This is a genomic window from Phyllobacterium phragmitis (genome assembly GCF_002980495.1).
In the GTDB taxonomy this organism is placed as follows: Bacteria; Pseudomonadota; Alphaproteobacteria; order Rhizobiales; family Rhizobiaceae; genus Paramesorhizobium; species Paramesorhizobium phragmitis.
Genome location: NZ_PVBR01000010.1, coordinates 1 through 21,066 on the forward strand (window position 1 = coordinate 1; position 21,066 = coordinate 21,066).

A 21,066-nucleotide genomic window follows, 5' to 3' on the forward strand; every position below is an offset into this window, starting at 1 on the left:
AAGTCGAAAACTCAAAGCCTGTCTCGAGGGCGAACTCTGCAACCGCCAGCGGCGCGCCGCCCTCGTTGTGGCGCTATATACGGCCCCCAATCCCAAACTGTCAACTCCATAAAACCGCTTTTTTCCAGTTTTTTTCTTCCACCGGGAAGATCGGCTTTTTGAAAGCCGGGTAATGAAAACGGACGGGCGCTGCCGCCCGTCCGTTTTTCGGCAACCCACCCGGCGAATCCGCATCGAGTTGCAATCAGGCCATGACCTGGCCCGCCGCATCGAAGCGGTAGGTCTTGGCAGGATCAGGCGTAGCGTAAAGCAGTGCTCCCGGCTCGGTCCTGTACTCGCCGAAAATCCGGATGGTGATGAGCCCGGCTTCCTTGCTGTCGAGATAGAGATTGGTATCGGCACCCAGATGCTCGACATGCATGACGCTGCCTTGCCAGGTGCCTGCCTTCGGGTCGACCGTGATGTGTTCCGGCCTGACGCCGATCGTCTTTACCCCATCCTGCCCGAAGCGATCATGTTTAAGACGCGCCGCATCGACGAAATTCATCTTCGGCGAACCGATGAAACCGGCGACGAACAGATTGGCCGGCGAATTATAGAGCTCCATCGGCGCGCCGATCTGCTCGATCCGGCCATTGTTGAGCACCACGATCTTGTCCGCGAGCGTCATCGCCTCCACCTGGTCATGCGTCACATAGATCATGGTCGCCGACAGCTCCCGGTGCAACCGGGCGATTTCGAGCCGGGTGTTGACGCGCAACGCCGCATCGAGATTGGAAAGCGGCTCGTCGAACAGGAACAGTTTCGGCTCGCGCACCAGAGCGCGACCGATGGCGACGCGCTGGCGCTGGCCGCCCGAGAGTTCCGCCGGGCGGCGTGCCAGATAATCGTCGAGCGACAGCATGGCCGATGCCTTGCCGACTCGTGTGGTGATCTCGTCCGCTGGCATTTTCGCCTGCTTGAGGCCGAGGCCCATATTGTCGCGAACCGTCAAATGCGGATAGAGCGCATAGGTCTGGAACACCATGGCGATGCCGCGTTTGGCCGGCGGGATATGGCCGGCAGCCTCGCCGTCGATCAGCACCTCGCCTGAGGTGGCGTCCTCTAGCCCTGCGATGATCCGCAGCAACGTCGACTTTCCACAACCCGACGGCCCGACGAAAACCACCAGCTCGCCATCCTTCACATCGAGGTCGATCCCCTTCAGCACATCGACCGAACCGAAGGACTTGCGGATATTTTCCAGTTTCAGCGTACCCAAATCGATATTCCTGTCTCTAAATTCGCTTTCAGGCGAGAATGACGGCCTTGCCCGTGCGCACGCTTTCATCCGCAGCCAGGCAGATGTTGAGCGACTGCACCGCATCGTCCATATGGCGGGTGAGATCGATATTCTCGCGGATTGCGCGCAACACATAGGCCTGTTCGAGATCGCAAAGCCCCTGATGGCCTGGCTCGCCCTCCATGGAGAGAAGCCGGTCGGCTTCCGCCGGTTTTCCCTCGGCGTCAAGCTTCGCCGAATGCACGCGGATGACGGAGGTCTTCGTATGCGTGTCGATATCGGCGGATTTGGCGCTCTCGTCCACCACGATGGAAACGCAGCCATTGGGCGAGATCACATCTTTTACGAAGAACGCCGTCTCCGAGATCATCGGCCCCCATGCGGCCTCATACCAGCCCACCGAGCCATCATCGAACAGCACCTGCAGATGGCCGTAATTATACATCGATGGGTCGATTTCGGCCGAAAGCCGCAGCCCCATGCCGCGCACCTCGACCGGCTTCGCGTCCGTGATCTGGCACATGACATCGAGATAATGCACGCCGCAATCGACAATCGGCGAGGTCGTCTCCATCAGCTTTTTGTGCGTTTCCCAGTGGTCGCCGCTCGATTGCTGGTTCAAATTCATGCGGAAGACATAAGGGCCGCCCAGCGCCCGCGCCTCGGCAATCAACCGCATCCATGAGGGGTGATGGCGCAGGATATAGCCGACCACCAGTTTGCGTCCCCTCGCCTTCGCCATTTCGACGACGCGCCTGGCATCCGCGACATTGGTCGCCAGCGGCTTTTCCACAAACACATCCGCGCCCGCTTCCATCGCCATCACCGCGTAATCGGCATGGCTGTCGGAATAGGTGGCGATGCAGGCGAGATCGGGTTTGAGCTTATCCAGCGCTTCTTCAAACGCGTTGAAGAACGGATAGCCCCTGAGCGCTTCAGGCAAATCAATCTTGGAACGATTGACGAGACCGACGATCTCGAAGCCCGGATTGGCGTGATAGGCGAGTGCATGGCTCAATCCCATATGCCCAAGTCCGGCGACCATGACCCGCACGGGCTGGAAATTCTTGTCGCTCATTTGACCGCTCCTGCCGTGATCCCGCGGATAAGCTGGCGGGAAAAGAAGAAATAAAGGATGAGCACGGGCAAGATCGCCAGCGACAGCGTGGCCAGCACCGCGTTCCAGTTGGTGACATATTGGCCGATGAACATCTGCGCGCCGAGCGTGACTGTCTTTGTCTCTTCGGACGGAGCGAGGATCAGCGGGAACCACAGATCGTTCCAGATCGGGATCATGGTGAACACGGCGACCGTCGCCATGGCGGGCCGGACCAGCGGCAGCACGAGGCGGAAGAAGATGCGGTATTCGCTCAGGCCATCGATGCGCCCGGCATTCTTCAGATCGTCGGACACCTGCTTCATGAACTCCGACAGGATGAAGACGGCAAGCGGCAAGCCTTGCGCGGTATAAACGAGGATCAACGCCGTCAGCGTGTCCACCAGTCCGCCCGCGACCATCAATTGCAAAATGGAAATCGTGCCCAGCCGGATCGGGATCATAATCCCCAACGCCAGATAAAGCCCCATCAACGTGTTGCCGCGAAAGCGATATTCCGACAGCGCAAAAGCAGCCATCGCGCCGAACACCAGCACCAGCGCGATCGATACCACCGTCACGATCAGGCTGTTCTGGAAATAGAGGAAGAAATTGCCCTGCTCGATGACGGTCTTGTAGCCGATCAGGCTGAAGGTCTCCGATGTCGGTATTTGCAGCGGCGACCGGAAGATCGCATTGCGCGACTTGAACGAGTTGATGACGATGATGGCGACTGGAAACAGCGCGATCAGCGTATAGGTGATGAGGATCGCGTGGGCGGCGACGGTGCGAGACCAGGATTGCGTGGCGCGGCTCATTGGGGCTTCCTCAGAACTGATAGCGGCGCATCCGCCGCTGGATGCCGAAAAGATAAAGGCAGACGCCGATGAGGATGATGAAGAACATCACCGTCGCGATTGCCGCGCCCATATTGCGGTCGCCGACCTGCAGCTGGAAACCGAAGAACGTCCGGAACATGAAAGTGCCCAGGATATCGGTCGAATAGTTCGGCCCGGCCAGCGCCCCTTGCGTCGTGTAGATCAGGTCGAACGCGTTGAAATTGCCCACGAAGGTGAGGATCGAAATGATGCCGATGGAAGGCAGGATCAGCGGCAGCTTGATCTTCCAGAACTGTGAGGCGCCGGTGATGCCATCGCATTCCGCCGCCTCAATGATCTCGTCAGGAATCGACAGCAGTGCGGCATAGATCAGCATCATCGGGATGCCGATGAACTGCCAGACGGAAATGAGGCTGAGCGCGGTGAGCGCATATTGTTCCTGGCCGAGCCAGGGCGCGAACAGGCTTTTCAGCCCGACCGCGTCGAGCATGTTAGGCGCGATGCCCCATAGCGGGCTCAGGATCAGCTTCCATGCGAAACCGACGATGACGAAGGACAGGATCGTCGGGATGAAGATCGCCGTCCGGTAAAAGGTGCTGAACCGCAATTTCGGATGGCTCAGAAGCGCGGCCAGCAGAACGCCGATCGGGTTCTGCACCAGCATATGGACAATGAAAAACCAGACATTGTTCTTGAGCGCATTCCAGAAGCTCGCCGCCCAGCGCGGATCGCCCAGCAATGTGCGGAAATTATCGAGGCCGACGAAAGCCGATATCTGGTTCTCGACCCGGAAGAGCGACAATTGCATTGTGCCGAACAGCGGCAGGATCATCACCGCCGTATAGATCAGCACTGCGGGCGCGAGGAATACCGCGATATGCCATCGCACGGGCCTGCTCTTTGCGGTGGTTGTGGTCATTCTTCGGTCAGCCTTTTAAATTCTTCACCGGGCGGGCCGCCCTCGCCCTTCGAGGCTCGCTTCGCTCACACCTCAGGATGAGGGCTACTGAAGCGTCGCGCCCTGTCACGCGTGGGGGGCGGGGCGGAGCCGGCAATCACCTACCTCTCAGAATGAGGAACGGTAGGTTCATCCCTCATCCTGAGGTGCGAGCGAAGCGAGCCTCGAAGGGCGAGGGATGAACCTAGCGCCAGCCAAAAATCCCGACCCGCGTTCGCGAGCCGGGACCATTGCTCACTTCGCCGGCTTGTACCAGCTATCGAGACCCTTCTGCAGCTTCTCGCCCGCCTGCTCCGGCGTATCCGTGCCGTTGATCACATTCGCCGACTCAACCCAGGTCTCATTCTCGAGATTGGGCGTTCCGCGCGACAATATCTGATACGTCGAGCGAATGGTCGACTGGCACTTGTCGCGCCATGAGACGAACTCCTGGGCCAGCGGGTTCTGCATTTTCACCTTTGCAGGCGACAGGCTGAAGAAGCCCGGCAGCGCATTGGAATAGATCTCCGCGAATTCGGGCGACGCCACCCATTCGAGGAACTTCTTCGCCGCTTCCGGATGCTTCGTCTTGGCGTTCATGCCGATGCCCAGATCGGTATGGTCCGAGATATAGCAGGTGTCGCCGGCCTTCTTCACCGGCGGCGGGAACGCGCCCATCTTGAACTGCGCCTGCGTCTCGAAGCCGGAGATTTCCCATGAGCCGGCCGGATAGATCGCCGCGCGGCCAAGCGTGAACAGGTTCTGGCTGTCGGGATAGGTCTGCGCCTCGAAGCCGTCGCCCAGATAATCCTTCCAGCGCGCCAGCGTCTTGAACGGATCGACCCACTCAGGATCGGTCAGCTTTTCCGTGCCTGCGATCAGCGCCTTGCGGCCTTCCTCGCCCTTCCAGTAGTTCGGGCCAATATTCTGATAGCCCATGGTCGCGGCTTCCCAGAGATCCTTGGTGCCCATCGCCATTGGAATGTAGGTGCCGTTCTTCTTGATCGCGTCGAGCACGGCGAAGAATTCGTCTTCCGTCTGCGGCACTTTCAGGCCCAGTTCTTCGAACGCATCCTTGTTGTAGATGAAGCCATGGATGACGGACGCGACCGGCACGCAGAAGGTGGTCTTGCCGTCATCCGTTTCCCAGGCCGACTTGGCGACCGGGCTGAACTCTTTCATACCGGGCAGATCGTTGAGCGAGGCAAGCTGCCCCTTCTGGAAAAGCGCCAGCGACTTGTCGAACGGGCGGCAGGTGATGATGTCGCCAGCCGTATTGGCATCGAGCTTGGCGCCGAGTGCTGCGTCATATTCGGTGGGCGCGGAAGGATTGAACTTGAGCTTGATGCCCGGATTAGCCTTCTCGAAGGCGGGGATCAGCTTTTCGTTCCAGATCGGCAGATCGTCATTGCGCCAGCTCTCGATGTTCAGCGTCACATCTTCCGCGTAAGCCGCCCCGGTCGAGCCGAGAACGCTTGACGCGAGCAACACTGCGATCATTGTCTTGCTCATCATGATAACTCTCCCCTTTGCGCCTTCAGGCGCGTTGTTCCTGCATAATCCCAAAAAGTTGCAGACTTTTTGGATAAGATTATGCAGATCTCAAATGGGAGCCGAAGCTCCCTTCCAATTCGACCAGCGCCGGACGCAGTTTCTGTCCGTTGCTATCGAGAAGCCGTAACGCAGCCGTCAGATCCACCGCGCCAGCCGCCAGAAGAACCGCCGGCTTGACCGAACCGCCGGCCTGTTCAAGACAGGCCCGCGCGCGTTCCTCGCTGCAATTCGTGATGGACGCCACGATATGCGTCGCCCGCGCCTTCAACTTGGCGTTATCGGCATGGAGATTGACCATGTAACCATCATGGACATGCCCCAGCCGGATCGCCGCCAGCGTCGACAACAGGTTCAGCGCGATTTTCTGGGCGGTTCCCGCGCCCATGCGGGTTGACCCCGCTATGATTTCCGGCGGCGTCGCCAGCAGGATACCGATATTGGCCAGCTCCAAAATGGGCGCGCCCGGATTATTCGCCATGGCGATGGTCTTGAGGCCACGGCTCTTGGCTGCGTGCAAAGCGCCCACGGCATAGGGCGTCGAGCCACTGGCCGAAATGGCGATCAGACAATCGTTTGAATTGAGATTTGCGGCAGTAACGTCGCGTACGCCATGCTCCGCATCGTCCTCCGGCGCGCCGGTCAGATGCGTCAGGCTTTCTATGCCGCCCGCAAGGAGAACGACGATGCGATCACGCGCAATGCCGAACGTGCCGGGCAGTTCCAGCGCATCGGCCAGCGCCATCAGCCCTGAGCTTCCCGCCGCCGCATAGACAAGCCGCCCGCCCTGCTCCAATGCGCTCGCAGCCAGATCGGCGGCGCACGCGATATCGGCGGATACATGAGTCACGACAGCGGCGGCCTCACCTTGAGCCTTGGCAAGGAGGGCTGCGATTTGGTGTGGCGGCTGATGATCGAGGCCCCTCGCCTCATCATGCAGCTGTTCGGTCCGATTGACGGCCATTGTCTTGTTCTCCCACTTTCTCGATAATGCCAAAAAAATACCACTTGTCCAGAGACCTTAACGATTTCTGTCATCAAATTTCCACAACAATGCAAATCTCCTTATTTCCCCGCATATTTTGAATTTGGCGGTTTTGCCCTCTTGGCTATTGGTGCTTTATTGGTATCATGATCGCGAGGAGACATAATCGCGTGGAATATCTTCTGGGGATTGACGGCGGCGGCACCGGATGCCGCGCGGCGCTTGCCGACAGGGCGGGCAGGATCATCGGTCGCGGCAAAAGCGGCTCCGCCAATATCATGACGGATATCGAGACGGCGCGGGCCAATATCCTGTCCGCGACCGGTCAGGCATTGCAGGAAGCTGGTCTCGACATAAGCGCGACAAGCGCGATCTCGGCAGTGCTCGGTCTTGCCGGCGCCAATGTGAACAACAATGGCGCGCGCCTCGAAAAGCTTCTGCCCTTTGCGCGAGCAGCCGTGAAATCCGATGCGGCCATCGCGCTCCAGGGCGCCTTGGGCGACGACGACGGAACCACCGTCATTCTCGGCACCGGCTCGGTGTTCATCACCCGCGAGAAGGGCCATGTCCGCACCATCGGCGGCTGGGGTTTCAGGGTGAGCGATCTGGGCGGCGGCGCGCGTCTGGGCCGCGACCTGCTCGAAGAGGCGCTGCTGACGCATGACGGCGTCCATCCCTCCTCAGCCCTGGCGGAAAAGACCATGGCCATGTTCGGCAACGATCCGCACAGGATCGTCGCCTTCGCGCATGACGCCAGGCCAAACGATTTCGGCACTTACGCGCCGCTGGTCTTCGAATATGCCGACAAGGGCGACAGGCTCGCCCTGCTACTCATCGACCGATCGGTCAAGACCATCGAGGAAGCGCTCGACGCGATCATGCCGCCGGAGCAGGACAGGCTCTGCCTGATCGGCGGCCTTGGCCCACTCTACACATCAAGGCTCTCGCCGAAATACCGCGCCCGCCTCCACCCGCCCTTAGGCGATGCGCTCAGCGGCGCCGTCAAGCTGGCGGTCGAGCTCTTTGCGCCTGAGGAGGCGGATCATGGCTGATCTCATGCAGACCATCTTCGCCGATATTGCGGCGCAAACATCGGGCGGCGGCCCGCTTTATGTCAAGCTCAAGCGGATCATAGAAAGCGCCGTCGCCCGCGGCATCCTCAAGCCAGGCGATGCCCTGCCGCCGGAGCGCGAGATCGCCAGCATGGCGGATGTCTCGCGCGTCACGGTGCGCAAGGCCGTTCAGGAACTGGTGAAGGAAGGACTGCTTGTCCAGCGCCATGGTTCGGGCACCTTCGTCGCCCCACGGGTCAAGCCGGTGGAACAATATCTGACCCAACTCACTTCCTTCACCGAGGATATGGCGCGGCGCGGCATGATCGTGCGCTCGGTCTGGCTTGACCGGGGCATTTATGCCCCCTCGCCCGAGGAGATGGTGACGCTGGGTCTTACATCAGGCGAAAAAATCGCCCGCATCAGCCGCCTGCGCGTCGCCAACGAGACGCCGATGGCGATCGAGCGGGCAGCCCTTGCGGCAAGTGTCCTGCCCCGCCCCGAAGATGTGACGACATCGCTTTACGCGGTTCTGGCCGATGGCGGAAATCGACCGGTCCGCGCGATTCAGCGTATTTCCGCCGCCATTTTGAAGGAGAATGATGCGCGTATTCTCGATGTGCAGCCAGGCTCGGCGAGCCTCAACATCGAGCGCATCTCCTATCTGGAATCCGGCAAGGTGATCGAGTTTACCCGCTCGATCTACCGGGCCGACGCCTATGAATTCATCGCCGAACTGCGCCTCAGCGGACCATCGGGACAGTCGGCGGAATCAGCGGGAGCCGTTCTTTGACCACACAACCCAGTCTCATGCATGCCGAGATCGCCTCCATTCCGGATGTCGTCGCGCGTCTCCTCGACGAATCGAGCGATGTCTTGCGCAAGGCAGGCAACTTGCTGCGCGAAAAGGATCCAGCTTTTCTCGCCTCGATCGCACGTGGATCGTCGGATCATGTGGCGACTTTTCTCAAATATGCGACCGAATTGACCGCCGGCGTTCCCGTCGCCTCACTCGGTCCCTCCGTCGCTTCGATCTATGGCGTTCAGCTCAAGCTTGCCAACGCCGCCTGCATTGCGATTTCCCAGTCTGGGAAAAGCCCTGATATCGTGACGGTGGCCGAACTGGCGCGCGAAAGCGGCGCACTGACATTCGCCATCAGCAATTCGCCGGATTCGCCCTTGGCAAAGACCTGCGATTTCCCGATCGATATCCTCGCCGGCCCCGAAAGAAGTGTCGCGGCGACAAAGACATTCATCGCTTCCGCCGTGGCGGGCCTCGGCCTCCTCGCCTACTGGACCAACGATACGGATCTTCTTTCCGCCCTCGATCAACTGCCGCGATGCCTCGCCGACGCGCTCACCTGCGATTGGTCGCCTCTGGCCGATGCACTGGAAGGCCGTGATTCTCTCTTCGTCCTGGGGCGCGGCCCGTCCACCGCGATCGCCAGCGAAGTGGCGCTCAAATTCAAGGAAACCAGTTCGATCCACGCCGAAGCCTATAGCGCCGCCGAGGTTCTGCACGGCCCGGTAGCCATCGTCGGCGAAGCCTTTCCCGTGCTTGCGCTGACCGCCCGCGATCAGGCGGAACAGTCGATCATCGAAACCTGCGACCGGATTGCCGCGCAAGGCGCATCGGTTTTCGTGACGTCGACCGCCAAGACCGCGGCGACAAACCTGCCCTTCATCGCCACACCGCACCGCCTGACCGACCCCCTGGCGCTTCTGGTCTCCTTCTACGGCTTCGTCGAAGCCCTGTCGCGTCATCGCGGCTTTAATCCGGACCAGCCGCCCCATTTACGCAAAGTGACCGAAACCATATGAGCGAACAATTCGCCGTAACCGCGCCGCGTATTTTCGATGGCGAACAATGGCTGCACGATGCAGCGCTGATTCTGCGCAGCGGCCTGATCGAGGCCGTCGTTGCCCAAAATGACATTCCCTCAGCGATACGCATAGTCTCTATGCATGACGGGATGATCGTACCCGGCTTCATCGACGTGCAGGTCAATGGCGGCGGCGGGGTCATGCTCAATGAAAAACCCGATGTCGATGGCATACACGCAATTTGTGCTGCGCATGCCCGGTTTGGCACGACCGGATTGCTGCCGACGCTGATCACCGACACGCGCGAGATAACGGCCGCCGCCATCGCCGGCGGTAAAGAGGCTGAGCGCACAAAGGTGCCGGGCTTCCTCGGCCTGCATCTCGAAGGACCGCATTTGTCGGTGAAGAGAAAGGGCGCGCATGATCCAGCCCTCATCCGCCCCATGGATGACAGCGATTTCGCACGGCTGGTCGAGGCGCGAAAGCATCTTTCCGTCCTGCTGCTGACCGCCGCTCCGGAAAGCATCACCAACGAACAGATCAGGATGCTCGTGCAGGCCGGCATCATCGTCAGCCTCGGCCATTCCGACAGTTCTTATGCCGTCGCTTCGCAGGCTGCAGCATCAGGCGCCTCGATGGTGACCCATCTCTTCAACGCGATGAGCCCGCTTGGTCATCGTGAGCCGGGCATGGTCGGCGCCGCCCTCGGTATCGGCAGCCTCAATGCCGGTTTGATCGCCGATGGCCTCCATGTCGATCCCGCGGCCATCGGTATTGCGCTGCGGGCAAAGACCGGCCCCGGTCATATCTTTCTCGTTACCGACGCCATGTCGACGATCGGTACGGATCTGACGAGCTTCACGCTTAATGGACGCACCATCTACCGCACCGATGGCCGGCTGACGCTTGAGGACGGAACGCTTGCCGGCGCCGACCTCGACATGATCTCGGCGGTCCGCTTCATGCACCGGACGATCGGCCTGCCGCTTGACGAAGCCTTGCGCATGGCATCGCTTTATCCCGCCAACAGCATCGGGCTTGGCGATCAGCTTGGCGCACTGCGCGAGGGAATGCGCGCCAGCTTCCTGCATCTCGACAACGGGCTCGACATCAAGAGAACCGTCATCGACGGAGAAATCGTCTTCGGGAATCCTTTCGACTAGGAAAATGCTTGCCGTGCGGCGAGTGAATTCTTAATTCTCATGGGGATAAGAACGCACAGGCGTGAAGACCGTCGTCCCACGACGGCCATAAGAAAGATCGCATATTGTCCCAGGAACGGCCATGCTGACCAAGAAGGGAAAATACGGTCTCAAGGCAATGGTTCACCTGGCCGAGATCGAAAAAGGCGAACTTGCATCGGTCAACGCGATTGCGATTGCACGGCAAATTCCGCGAAAGTTTCTCGACAATATCCTGACCGAATTGCGCAATGCCGGCTTCGTCCACAGCCGCAAGGGAAAAGGCGGCGGCTTCTGTCTGGCGAAGCCCGCCAATGAGATCCGTATCGGCAATATCATCCGCATCCTCGACGGACCGCTTGCGCCGATTTCCTGCGCCAGCAAGACGCGTTACCGCCCATGCGACGATTGCAATGAAGAAAATTGCGAGGTCCGGCTGATGATGCTCGATGTGCGCGAGGCGATCGCAACGGTTCTCGACAACAGAACGCTTGCGGAAACCGGCGCACCCGTCATGGACGAGCTCTTGAAGATATAAGGCGCCGCTCTCTGGACGCCGCTTGCATGATATGGCGGGATCAGCCACGCCATATCATGCCAAGGATTTTCAGCTCGCCTCCGAGAGGCAGGCTTTCAACGAGCCCGCCAGATTGCGGATAAGCTGCGGATAGAGATCGGGACCGTCCTTCAGCGATGCCCCGAGCGGATCGAGCACACCGGATTTTGCCGTTGTGCCTTCGGTGACCGTCTTGACCAGGCGCGGCTCGAACTGCGGTTCCGCAAAGACGCATGTCGCGCCGAGCTGCTTCACCTTTTCGCGGATTTCCGAAACACGCTGCGCTCCAGGCACGTTTTCGGGGCTGACGGTGATCGAACCCACCGTGTTCACGCCAAACCGCTTTTCGAAATACTGATAGGCATCGTGGAAGACGATGAAGGGCTTGTCCTTGACGGGCGCAAGCTCAGCGGCGATGTTCTTCGTCAGAGTGTCGAGTTTCGCCGAATAGGCTTCCGCATTGCTCTTGTAACGTTCGGCATTGGCGGGATCGGATTCCGACAGCGTCTCGGCAATGTCCTTTACGAGAACCTCAGCATTTTCCGGGTCGAGCCAGAAATGCAGATCGTACTCGCCATGCGCTTCATGGTCGTGATGCTCATGGCCTTCCTCATGCCCGGCTTCCGCCGCATGATCATGCTTGCTCTCCGCACTATCGTGGGCATGCCCTTCGCCCTCCGCATGGCCATGCCCGTCATGGCCTTCCTCATGCGCATGATCATGGCCTTCTTCCGCCTCATCATCATGCTTGTGCGCTTCGAACGCACCGCCTTCACGGAATTTGAGCTTCGTCAGACCGGGAGCATCTTCCAGCGTCACGATCTCCGCGCCGGTTGCAAGCGTCTCCAAAGGCTTTTGCAGAAAGGTCTCCATTCCAGGCCCGGCCCAGAAAATAACCTTGGCGTGCTCGATTGCCTCCGCATCGGAAGGCCTGAGGCTGTAGGCATGCGCCGAACCGGTGCCCCGAACGAGGAGCGTCGGCTCGCCGACGCCCTCCATCACGGCGGCGACCAGCGAATGGATCGGCTTGATCGAGGCGACAACACCTTCCCTGTCCGCGGCAAAGGCAGATCCCGCACATGCAACAACGACGGAGGTGAGCAGAAGGGAGCGGAGAATTTTCATGGTACCTCTCATTGAATTCGGATGTACGGCAACTGATATGTTATCTTATTACATAAGTTGCGTAACCCTATACCGTCTGCCATAAGGCATGACAAGTGCTCACTGGAAAATATCGATATGCCGACCGGCCAAACGGCCCCAGCGCCTCTCATAGAAATCAGAAATGCCGGCGTCTTCCGGGGTGGCAAATGGCTTGTCCGCGATATCGATCTCGAATTGAGACGCGGCGAGATCGTCACCCTGATCGGGCCGAACGGATCGGGCAAGAGCACGACGGCCAAGCTGGCGATCAAGGTTTTGAAGCCGGATGAAGGGCGGGTGATCCACGCGCCTGATCTGCGCATCGGCTATGTGCCCCAGAAACTGGCGATCGACTGGACGCTCCCGCTTTCCGTCGAGCGGCTCATCACGCTGACTTCGCCACAGAAGAAACAGGATATTCTACAGGCGCTCGAGGCTGTCGGCATTCCCCATCTTGCAAAGGCGGAGATGCGCCATCTCTCCGGCGGCGAGTTCCAGCGCGCGCTGCTCGCCAGGGCCATGGTGCGCAAACCGGACATTCTCGTTCTCGACGAACCCGTGCAGGGTGTGGATTTCATCGGCGAAGCAGCACTCTATGAACTGATTGAGAAACTGCGCGACACGGCCCATTGCGGCGTGCTCTTGATCTCGCACGACCTGCACCTAGTGATGGCCGCAACCGATCGCGTCATCTGCCTCAACGGCCATATATGCTGCAGCGGCACGCCAAAGGACGTCGCGTCAAGCGAGGAATATGCAAGGCTCTTCGGCCCACGGGCCAGGGGTCCGCTTGCCGTATATGAGCATCGTCACGATCATACCCATCTTCCCGACGGGCGTGTCCGCCATGCGGACGGATCCGTCACCGATCACTGCCATGAGCATGACGGCCATCATCATGACCATGACCACACACAAACCCTGAAGGCGGGAGGAGAAAGCACCCATGCTTGATGATTTCTTCACCCGCGCGCTTGTCGCCGGCGTTGGCCTCGCGCTCACCACGGGGCCGCTCGGCTGCTTCATCGTCTGGCGGCGCATGGCCTATTTCGGCGATACCATGGCCCATTCCGCCCTTCTCGGCGTCGCATTGGCCTTCTTTTTCGAGATCAATGTCATGATCGGCGTCTTCGCCGTTGCCATGATGATTTCCGGGCTCCTCCTGCTTCTGCAGCGCCGCGATTCGCTCTCCACAGATTCGCTTCTCGGCATTCTTTCCCACTCGACCTTGGCTCTGGGATTGGTCATGGTCGCCTTCATGACGTGGATACGTGTCGACCTCCTGGGTTTTCTGTTCGGCGACATTCTCGCCGTTTCGAAAACCGATATCGCCTTCATCTATGGCGGCGGTCTGGCCGTCCTGCTGGTCATGCTATGGCTTTGGCGCCCCCTGCTCGCCGCGACCGTCAATGAAGATGTGGCAAAGGCGGAAGGCCTCCACCCGGAGTTCTCGCGCATCGTCTTCATGCTGCTCATGGCCATCGTCATCGCCATCGCGATGAAGATCGTCGGCATACTTCTGATCACAGCACTCCTGATCATTCCGGCCGCAACCGCCCGGCGCCTTTCGGCAACGCCGGAACAGATGGCGGTTTTTGCGTCTCTCATCGGTGCGGCCGCGGTGGTGGCCGGCCTTTTCGGATCGCTGCGCTTCGACACCCCATCCGGCCCGTCCATCGTCGTTGCCGCTTTGGGGGTTTTCATTTTGAGCCTGTTGCCACTACATATGTTCCAGCCATCAACCGCGCGCGGACGCTAAGCCAATGACAGCCACTCACGAGCTCACCCGCAATCAGGCCCTTGTCTTCAACGCTCTGACGAAAGCCGAAAGCCCGTTGAGCGCCTATACCATCTTGGACCGGCTACGCGACGATGGCTTCCGCGCGCCGCTACAGGTCTATCGCGCGCTCGATAAGCTCCTGGACTACGGCATGGTTCACCGGCTCGAAAGCCTCAACGCCTTCGTCGCCTGTGCACATCCTCATTGCGGGGAACACGGGCTGATTGCATTCGCCATTTGCGAAAAATGTGGTCAGGTATCGGAATTCTCGGATGTCGTCATTGAAGAACAGGTTAGAGACTGGACCGGCCAGAATGGATTCAAACCCTCCAAGACAACGGTAGAAATCCGCGGAACCTGCGCTAGTTGCTTAAACAGTTGATATCCTCGCATAGTGTCGCATTGAAAACTTGCAACTCATGCGCGAAATGCGCTACAAAACTATTTTTAGTCGTTACAATCTTTAAAAGATACAACTCTAACTATTAACTTAAATCTCTTTTCACATTTGCCCTGCAAATATCCGCACATGGCGGACGGACCGGCGCTTTGTTCGGAATTGCGGTAGGCGGGGCTCGTCAATTTCGCCTCAACCATCTTGCTTAGGCGAATAAGGGGGACAATCATGCTTCACTATATCCATCCGCAACAAAGGCCACAATACCGTTCGTTGCTTGACGATTATTTTCGTCTGCGCAAAACGATATTTCACGACAAGCTCGGCTGGAGCGTGAACGTCACCGGAGATACCGAAAGAGATATCTACGATACGATGGACTGTATGTACATTCTGTCGACTACGGCGGACGGTCAACTGCTCGGCGGCCTTCGCCAGATGGTCACGACAGGTCCAACCCTGACATGGGAAGTCTTTTCCGATCTTATCCCGGATCGCACCAGCATCATGTCGCCGCGTGTATGGGAGACGACACGTTTCTGCGTTTCCCCCTCCGCCTCACATCTTAAGTTCAACAGCGGCATCAATCGCGTGGCCATCGAACTCTCGCTCGGCGCCATCGAATATGGCATCCAGCAGGGCGTCAACCGTCACATCGCTGTCTGCGAGCGCACAGTATTCGAATTGTCCCGTTCGCTGCGGGTCCCCTCCGAAATTCTCGGCTCGCGGATCGAACCTAACGGTTCCGAAATCCTTTGTGTGGCATGGGAAGTCAACGAGGAATCCGCGGCGAGGCTGAAATGGGCAGGATCGATGACGCAAGTGGCGTAACGGGATATTCCGGTAAAACGGAAGGCCCCGCCAGTCTCGATCTTGCAGGTTTTTGCCGATGACCGGCCCTGCTTCTGTGCCAGAGAAACGTGGCTCCGAGCGCCGCCGCACACGGCTGCGTTCGGGAAAGCTCGTGAATATCGATGGTCATTTCCTGATCGAATGCCAGCTGCACGATATAGCCGGAGGCGGTGCGAAGATCCGCGTCGCCGATCCGCAGGGCTTGCCCGACCGCTTCTGGCTTTTCGACGACCGCCACAACCAGGCGCTCATCGCTGAAGTCGTCTGGCGCGACGGCCTGGAGCTGGGCGTCAGATTTTGCCATGATCCCACCGTTCAGCCGCTGGGCAACGCGCGCCTTTCGGAACTGGCCAGCAAATATTATTCCCTTTGATCCGTTGTCATGACCTGAAGAGCTATTTTCCTCCGGTGCCCTTCAAGTTCATTTCGCGGATTTCGGCGGCCGAAATATAGCTGAACTGTTCGACCAGGAGATCCTGGATCACCGGTTCGGGGAACCGCTGATTGATACCATCGATCACGGATTTTCGAACCATCTCGAAATTCACCTTTTCGACCTGCCGCGTATCGGAATAGCTCCCGTAGAACTGCCGGAATATCTCGTCATTGATGAAATATTCCAGCGGAACAGTGAGCCGTGACTTCGCATTCGAATCGATGGTGTAGACCAGTTGCGCGACGATATAGCCGGCCACCGAACCGCCGGTCATGATCGGCACGCTGAACACGTCGGTTTTGACATAGTCCATCCCGCCGAGATAACTCGCCTGCCCGCCCTTTTCTGTCGATGCGGGCGCGTGACCACGCACCGCGATAAACAGCGAACCGAGAGCGACGGCGCAAATCCACAAGCCTATCAGGACAATGCGGATCATAGGGCGTGACCGGCCCGTGCATGCTGCATGCTGTAGGTGCCGTCCGCCTCCTGCGTTTCGAGCGCCGTGCGGATGATGTCGGAGAGTTCACCGACAGCACGCAGATGCAGTTGCAGCGCCTCACAATTGCGTTCGAGCTTCTGCTTCAGCCGGTCGAGCAGCGGCTGAAGCGTCCTGAGCGCCGCTGCGTCGGCAAGCGCCCCCGCCTTGTTCATCGCCCGGGTAAAGTCATAGAGCCCCCTGCTCTTGCGGGCATTGATCTCGCCGAGATCAGGATTTGCGCCGTCGAGCAGGAGTTGCGTCTCCGTTTCGACCACATTCTCCAGACGCTGTATCGCAAGCACGACCGGCTTCAGGATGGCTTCCTTACCACCCTTGGTTGATGAGCCGGCTTCCGGCGTGGAAGGCATTTTTTCGGAAGAATTGGATGTCATTGGGGGTTCCTCAGGATGTGTGCGGGTTCGGATCCGTATCCGCATCGGTATTATTCAATTGTTGCTGTATGAGCTGGCGTTCGGCTTGACGGAGAATATCCGTGGAGAGAGATTGCGTGTCTCCCGATCCGGCCTCCAGCGATTTCACATTCATCAATGTGGCTGTAACGGGCATATCGGCCTGGGCGAGCCGCGTGCTTTGCGCCTGCAGCATGCGGGCAATGCCGATCCCGCCAGCATCGGCCATTTTCTGCGCTATTGCCTCCGCCATCATCGATTTCCAGTATTCGCCGGAAATGCCCTGCCCGAAAACCGCATTCGTATCCTCGGAAAACATCGACTGGACGAAAGATTGCAGCATGAAGGCTTCGAACTTCGTATAGGCAGGACTGTACCCGGTGCCCTTTGATACCGCTCTGTCCAAAGGAGCGGCCTCGACCGAAAAAGCTTCCTGCGCGGATGATGAAACGCTCGACGCCCGTGACGACACTTGTGACGACCCAAGCAAACGCAGCCGCTCGACGGAAGCCCTGAGTTTTTCAGGATCAGCCGCATTTGCAACATCGAGCACAATGTCTGACGGCGGATTTATCGCCATGTCGATGAATACCCTTTCTTATTCCAACTCACTTTATCCTGCCAAACTTACGGCAAGCTTGAGCCGAAACGCATTTTGCCGGCTATCAATTCCTCGATGATGTCAGTTTCAGCTTTTCTTTCCCGCTCTCGCCTGCAATCGGATATCCTGCTTTCCAGCACATCCAGCCTGCGCGACGCCTGAAGCAGAGCCTGCCGCTCGGCAGCAAGCTCATTTTCCAGCTGTGTCTTGCGGCGCATATTGGCATTGAGCCGCGCCAGGATTGCCGCTGCATCCACGAAAGCCGCACCACCCTCATAACGGCGATCCTGCATCGCGAATAATTCGCCGTTTTCGGCTGCGATCTCCGCCAGACCGGCGGCAAGATGAGAGATCGTCATCTCCAGCCGCGCTTTCAGCAGCGACTGAACGGCGGTCATTCTCTTCAAGCTCCCGATATCCTGCATGCAGACCCCTAAAAGCTGCGCAGATGAACGCCGACTTCCGAAATGAAGAAGCTCAGCAGCTCCGGCAGCAGGAAATAGATCAGCACCATGCCACCGGCCAGCACGAACGGCAGCGAAATGAAATAAACCGGGATTGTCGGCGTCAGCTTGTTGATGAGGCCGATCGCGATATTGACCAGGATCGCGAAGACAAGGAATGGCGCGGCGATCCGCAAGGTGCCGGTGAAAGCGTTGGAGAAGGCATCGGTTATATCCACCAGCGCCGCATCGGGCCGCAAACCGCTATCGATCGGGATAACGGAATAGGAGGACAGCAGCGCCCGCAACACCTCCTGATGCAGATCGGTCACGAAGAACAGGAAGAGTGCGGAAAGCGTGATGATGCTGGCGACGATCGCCTGTGGTTCAGACTCCTCGATCGTTCCGCCCGGCGAACCGGTATAGCCGATCGCCATGGCGATGACACCAGCCATGAATTGCAGTGCCCAGAAATAGATCCGCGCCAAAATGCCGATCAATCCGCCGACAATGCTTTCCGTCACGATCATCCGCAATATCGTCCATGACTGCGCGTTCTCAAGCGTGGTCTCCAATCGCGGCTGAACCAGTGGAACGACCATCAGCGAACAGGCAAGCGCCAGAAAAAGCCGGACAGGCATAGGAATGCGCGGGCTCGAAATCCCGGGCATCACCATCAGGCAGGCTCCCACCCTGGCAAAGACCAGAAATGCGGTCAGCACCATTTCATTGAGCGGTACCGAAAGCGCTGATAACAGCATGCCGCCGCGCTCTTACGAAATTGTCCCGAGCGACTTCACCTCGACGCCGCGCGCGATTTCCACATGGGACAGCACGGAAAGCGTGGCGAAGAGCCGCTCGATAATCATGCGGATATAGGGCCGCGCCTCGGGCGAAGCCACCAGCACGAAGCGCTCGCCGCTGTCCAGATGCTTGCGGATCGCCGTGCTCGCTTCGGTGCCGAACTGTTCGAGCAGACGCGGATCGATATCGAATTCGATCACCTCGCCCTTGGCATCCCGCTTGAGGCTCTGGTGGAAGACCAGATCCCAGCGATTGCCGAGGCGCAGCACATTGAGAATTCCGTCCTCCGAAAGATCGCCGCATATCTGCTGCGCCATGCGCATCCGCACGTGTTCGACGATCAGTTCGGAGCGCCGCAGATGCGGTGCGATCTCGGCGATGGCTTCCAGAATGAGATGAAGATTGCGGATCGAAACCCGTTCCGCGAGCAGGAGTTTGAGCACCGCCTGAAGCCCGGAATAGGAAAGGTGGCCGGGGCAGATATCGTCGAGAAGCTTGCGATATTCCGGCCCAAGCCTGTCGAGCAGGATGCGCATGTCCTTGTAGGACAGAAGCTGCGCCAGATTGTTGCGGATGATTTCGCTCAAATGGGTCAACAGGACGGAAAGATTGTCCACCGTCATATAGCCATCGCGCTTCAGCTCGGCCGCGAACGTCTCGGGCACAGAATAGGCCCTCATGCCGAAAGCCGGCTCGCGAACTTCCTCGCCCGGCACGTCGGGCGGCGTGCGCTCGCCGAGCACGACCAAGGTCTCGCCTACGCGCAATGCATTCGAGGCGACGGCGGTGCCGTGAATTTTGATCCGGTAAGCCTTGGGCCCGAGTAAGATATCATCCGTGACCTTGATCTCCGGAATGACGAAACCGTATTCGAGAGCGAACTTCTTGCGCATCTTGCTGACGCGATGAGCGAGCTCTTCCTGCGAGGCGAGAAGCCTTGTCGAGAGCTGCTTGCCGAGACAAAGCTCTATCTGGGCCGTCTCCAATGACGCCTTGACCGAATTTCGCTCCTCGTCCTCCGCCTTCCGCTGCTTTTGCGCCGCTTCCGCTTTGTCCGCCTCATGCTGTTTGGCCAAACGGCGCGGAACGGCAAAGCCGACGAAAGCCATGCTCGCGGCAAGCCCAAAGAACGGGAGGGCCGGAAGACCGGGCAGGACGCCCAGCACGAAAAGCAGAAATGCCGCGATGAACAGCGCCTTCGGGTAAGCGCCAAGCTGGCCGAACACCGCCTGGTCGGTCGAGCCGCGCGTGCCGCCCTTGGAAACCAGAAGACCAGCGGCGAGCGAAACGATCAGAGCAGGTATCTGCGTTACCAGGCCGTCGCCGACGGAAAGCTTGGTGAACACGTCGGCAGCCTGCGAGACATCCATTCCGTGGCGGGTGACGCCGATGATGATGCCGCCGAAGATGTTGACGGTCGTGATGATGAGACCGGCAATGGCATCGCCGCGAACGAATTTCGACGCACCGTCCATGGAGCCGAAGAACGAGCTCTCCTCCTCCAGCTCGCGGCGGCGGTGCTGCGCCTGCTTCTCATCGATCAGCCCCGAAGAGAGATCCGCATCGATCGCCATCTGCTTGCCGGGAATGGCATCGAGCGTGAAACGTGCGCCCACCTCGGCGATACGGGACGCGCCCTTGGTGATGACAAGGAAATTGACGATGATGAGAATGCAGAAAACGACAATCCCGATGACGAAATCGCCGCCCATGACGAATTGCGAGAAGCCATGGATGACGTGTCCCGCCGCCGTATATCCCTCATTGCCATGCGTGAGGATCACGCGCGTCGTGGCGATGTTGAGCGACAGGCGCATCATCGTCGCGATCAGGAGCACGGTCGGGAAGGCGGAGAAATCGAGCGGCCGCTGGATCCACAGCGAAACCATCAGGATCAGCACCGAGAAGGCGATCGAGAAGGCAAGGCCGATATCGAGGACCACCGCCGGCACCGGCAGGAACAGAACGGTGAGAATGATGACGATGCCGGCCGCGAAACCTATGTCGCTTCCCGTCAGGAATCCTTTGTCGCCGAATGATTTTGTCGCGCTCTGCTGCACACTGTTCTCCCACGATATTCGGGGAGACTAGACTACGAAGCTTGCGCGAGGGATTTGCTCACAAACGCTCCTCAAAACCCCTTTTCGATGCGCGAATAGGTGAGAAGCGTGAATGCGTTGATCTGCGCTCCGACGAATGGCGCGGTAAAGGCCAGGACGACGAATATCACCACGATCTTCGGCACGAAGGTAAGCGTGATTTCCTGCACCTGCGTCAGCGCCTGGAAAAGCGCAATGCCGATGCCCGCGACCATCGCGGCCAGGACGGCAGGACCGCTGGCGGCGAGAATCGTCCAGATCGCCGAATTGATGATATCGAGCGCATCGGCTTCGTTCATCGCCCGCCCCTTTCG

At 59.1% G+C, this 21,066-nt stretch carries 25 protein-coding genes; 10 read left to right on the top strand and 15 right to left on the bottom strand.

The genetic code is table 11. The annotated features are described in order from the left end of the window. Positions 1-100: 100 nt before the first annotated feature. The 7 genes from C5748_RS28215 to C5748_RS14510 form a co-directional block, all read right to left on the bottom strand. On the bottom strand, positions 101-244 hold the full coding sequence (locus C5748_RS28215) for a hypothetical protein (protein ID WP_158259863.1): 144 nt from the start codon (positions 242-244) through the stop codon (positions 101-103). Then, positions 245-1,261: an ABC transporter ATP-binding protein gene (locus C5748_RS14485; RefSeq protein ID WP_105742652.1), complete on the bottom strand. Its 1,017-nt coding sequence runs from the start codon at positions 1,259-1,261 to the stop codon at positions 245-247. A gap of 28 nt (positions 1,262-1,289) precedes the next feature. After that, on the bottom strand, positions 1,290-2,360 hold the full coding sequence (locus C5748_RS14490; RefSeq protein ID WP_105742653.1) for a Gfo/Idh/MocA family protein: 1,071 nt from the start codon (positions 2,358-2,360) through the stop codon (positions 1,290-1,292). Next, on the bottom strand, positions 2,357-3,196 hold the full coding sequence (locus tag C5748_RS14495; protein ID WP_105742654.1) for a carbohydrate ABC transporter permease: 840 nt from the start codon (positions 3,194-3,196) through the stop codon (positions 2,357-2,359). The genes C5748_RS14490 and C5748_RS14495 overlap by 4 nt, the downstream gene beginning before the upstream one ends. Before the next feature lie 10 nt (positions 3,197-3,206). After that, positions 3,207-4,136: a carbohydrate ABC transporter permease gene (locus tag C5748_RS14500; RefSeq protein WP_105742655.1), complete on the bottom strand. Its 930-nt coding sequence runs from the start codon at positions 4,134-4,136 to the stop codon at positions 3,207-3,209. Positions 4,137-4,409: 273 nt separating this feature from the next. Next, positions 4,410-5,669: an ABC transporter substrate-binding protein gene (locus C5748_RS14505; RefSeq protein ID WP_105742656.1), complete on the bottom strand. Its 1,260-nt coding sequence runs from the start codon at positions 5,667-5,669 to the stop codon at positions 4,410-4,412. Between the two features lie 76 nt (positions 5,670-5,745). After that, on the bottom strand, positions 5,746-6,669 hold the full coding sequence (locus tag C5748_RS14510) for an N-acetylmuramic acid 6-phosphate etherase (protein ID WP_105742657.1): 924 nt from the start codon (positions 6,667-6,669) through the stop codon (positions 5,746-5,748). Positions 6,670-6,836: 167 nt separating this feature from the next. Between C5748_RS14510 and C5748_RS14515 the strand changes: the two genes are divergently transcribed. The 5 genes from C5748_RS14515 to C5748_RS14535 all read left to right on the top strand — a co-directional run bounded on the left by C5748_RS14515 (position 6,837) and on the right by C5748_RS14535 (position 11,285). Continuing rightward, positions 6,837-7,742, top strand: coding sequence for a glucosamine kinase nucleotide-binding domain-containing protein (locus tag C5748_RS14515; protein ID WP_105742658.1), 906 nt, complete (start codon positions 6,837-6,839; stop codon positions 7,740-7,742). After that, positions 7,735-8,535, top strand: a complete 801-nt coding sequence (locus C5748_RS14520; protein WP_105742659.1) for a GntR family transcriptional regulator — start codon at positions 7,735-7,737, stop codon at positions 8,533-8,535. The genes C5748_RS14515 and C5748_RS14520 overlap by 8 nt, the downstream gene beginning before the upstream one ends. Continuing rightward, positions 8,532-9,563, top strand: coding sequence for an SIS domain-containing protein (locus tag C5748_RS14525; RefSeq protein WP_425350254.1), 1,032 nt, complete (start codon positions 8,532-8,534; stop codon positions 9,561-9,563). Before C5748_RS14520 ends, C5748_RS14525 begins: the two co-directional genes overlap by 4 nt. After that, positions 9,560-10,729 carry an N-acetylglucosamine-6-phosphate deacetylase gene (gene nagA / locus C5748_RS14530; protein WP_105742661.1) on the top strand — a complete coding sequence of 390 codons (1,170 nt, stop codon included), beginning with the start codon at positions 9,560-9,562 and terminating at the stop codon, positions 10,727-10,729. Before C5748_RS14525 ends, nagA begins: the two co-directional genes overlap by 4 nt. A gap of 121 nt (positions 10,730-10,850) precedes the next feature. Beyond that, positions 10,851-11,285, top strand: a complete 435-nt coding sequence (locus tag C5748_RS14535) for an RrF2 family transcriptional regulator (protein ID WP_105742662.1) — start codon at positions 10,851-10,853, stop codon at positions 11,283-11,285. Positions 11,286-11,354: 69 nt separating this feature from the next. Here C5748_RS14535 and C5748_RS14540 read toward each other — a convergent pair whose 3' ends face one another. Then, on the bottom strand, positions 11,355-12,428 hold the full coding sequence (locus C5748_RS14540) for a zinc ABC transporter substrate-binding protein (protein ID WP_105742663.1): 1,074 nt from the start codon (positions 12,426-12,428) through the stop codon (positions 11,355-11,357). Between the two features lie 117 nt (positions 12,429-12,545). On the opposite strand from C5748_RS14540, the gene C5748_RS14545 reads away from it, so the two are divergent. From C5748_RS14545 to C5748_RS14565, 5 genes are all read left to right on the top strand, one after another. Then, positions 12,546-13,403: an ATP-binding cassette domain-containing protein gene (locus tag C5748_RS14545; protein WP_105742664.1), complete on the top strand. Its 858-nt coding sequence runs from the start codon at positions 12,546-12,548 to the stop codon at positions 13,401-13,403. Continuing rightward, on the top strand, positions 13,396-14,208 hold the full coding sequence (locus tag C5748_RS14550; RefSeq protein ID WP_105742665.1) for an iron chelate uptake ABC transporter family permease subunit: 813 nt from the start codon (positions 13,396-13,398) through the stop codon (positions 14,206-14,208). The genes C5748_RS14545 and C5748_RS14550 overlap by 8 nt, the downstream gene beginning before the upstream one ends. A 4-nt stretch (positions 14,209-14,212) precedes the next feature. Next, positions 14,213-14,611, top strand: a complete 399-nt coding sequence (locus tag C5748_RS14555; protein WP_105742666.1) for a Fur family transcriptional regulator — start codon at positions 14,213-14,215, stop codon at positions 14,609-14,611. A 243-nt stretch (positions 14,612-14,854) separates the two neighbouring features. Then, complete coding sequence (locus tag C5748_RS14560) at positions 14,855-15,457, top strand: acyl-homoserine-lactone synthase (protein WP_105742667.1); 603 nt, start codon at positions 14,855-14,857, stop codon at positions 15,455-15,457. Between the two features lie 58 nt (positions 15,458-15,515). Next, a complete protein-coding gene (locus C5748_RS14565; RefSeq protein ID WP_105742668.1) occupies positions 15,516-15,851 on the top strand; it encodes a PilZ domain-containing protein in 336 nt (111 codons plus the stop codon). 22 nt (positions 15,852-15,873) lie between these two features. Here the strand turns inward: C5748_RS14565 and C5748_RS14570 are convergent, their stop codons facing one another. The 7 genes from C5748_RS14570 to fliQ form a co-directional block, all read right to left on the bottom strand. Continuing rightward, positions 15,874-16,353, bottom strand: coding sequence for a hypothetical protein (locus C5748_RS14570; protein WP_105742669.1), 480 nt, complete (start codon positions 16,351-16,353; stop codon positions 15,874-15,876). Then, positions 16,350-16,763 (bottom strand): flagellar protein FlgN, encoded by a 414-nt coding sequence (locus C5748_RS14575; protein WP_245581811.1) that lies wholly within the window; start codon positions 16,761-16,763, stop codon positions 16,350-16,352. The genes C5748_RS14570 and C5748_RS14575 overlap by 4 nt, the downstream gene beginning before the upstream one ends. Before the next feature lie 34 nt (positions 16,764-16,797). Then, positions 16,798-17,385: a rod-binding protein gene (locus C5748_RS14580; RefSeq protein WP_105742671.1), complete on the bottom strand. Its 588-nt coding sequence runs from the start codon at positions 17,383-17,385 to the stop codon at positions 16,798-16,800. 47 nt (positions 17,386-17,432) lie between these two features. Then, positions 17,433-17,804 carry a hypothetical protein gene (locus tag C5748_RS14585; RefSeq protein WP_105742672.1) on the bottom strand — a complete coding sequence of 124 codons (372 nt, stop codon included), beginning with the start codon at positions 17,802-17,804 and terminating at the stop codon, positions 17,433-17,435. Between the two features lie 35 nt (positions 17,805-17,839). Continuing rightward, positions 17,840-18,610 carry a flagellar biosynthesis protein FliR gene (gene fliR, locus C5748_RS14590; RefSeq protein WP_105742673.1) on the bottom strand — a complete coding sequence of 257 codons (771 nt, stop codon included), beginning with the start codon at positions 18,608-18,610 and terminating at the stop codon, positions 17,840-17,842. 12 nt (positions 18,611-18,622) lie between these two features. Continuing rightward, positions 18,623-20,713, bottom strand: a complete 2,091-nt coding sequence (gene flhA / locus C5748_RS14595; RefSeq protein WP_105742674.1) for a flagellar biosynthesis protein FlhA — start codon at positions 20,711-20,713, stop codon at positions 18,623-18,625. 71 nt (positions 20,714-20,784) lie between these two features. Beyond that, positions 20,785-21,051: a flagellar biosynthesis protein FliQ gene (fliQ, locus tag C5748_RS14600; protein WP_105742675.1), complete on the bottom strand. Its 267-nt coding sequence runs from the start codon at positions 21,049-21,051 to the stop codon at positions 20,785-20,787. Positions 21,052-21,066 lie beyond the last annotated feature (15 nt).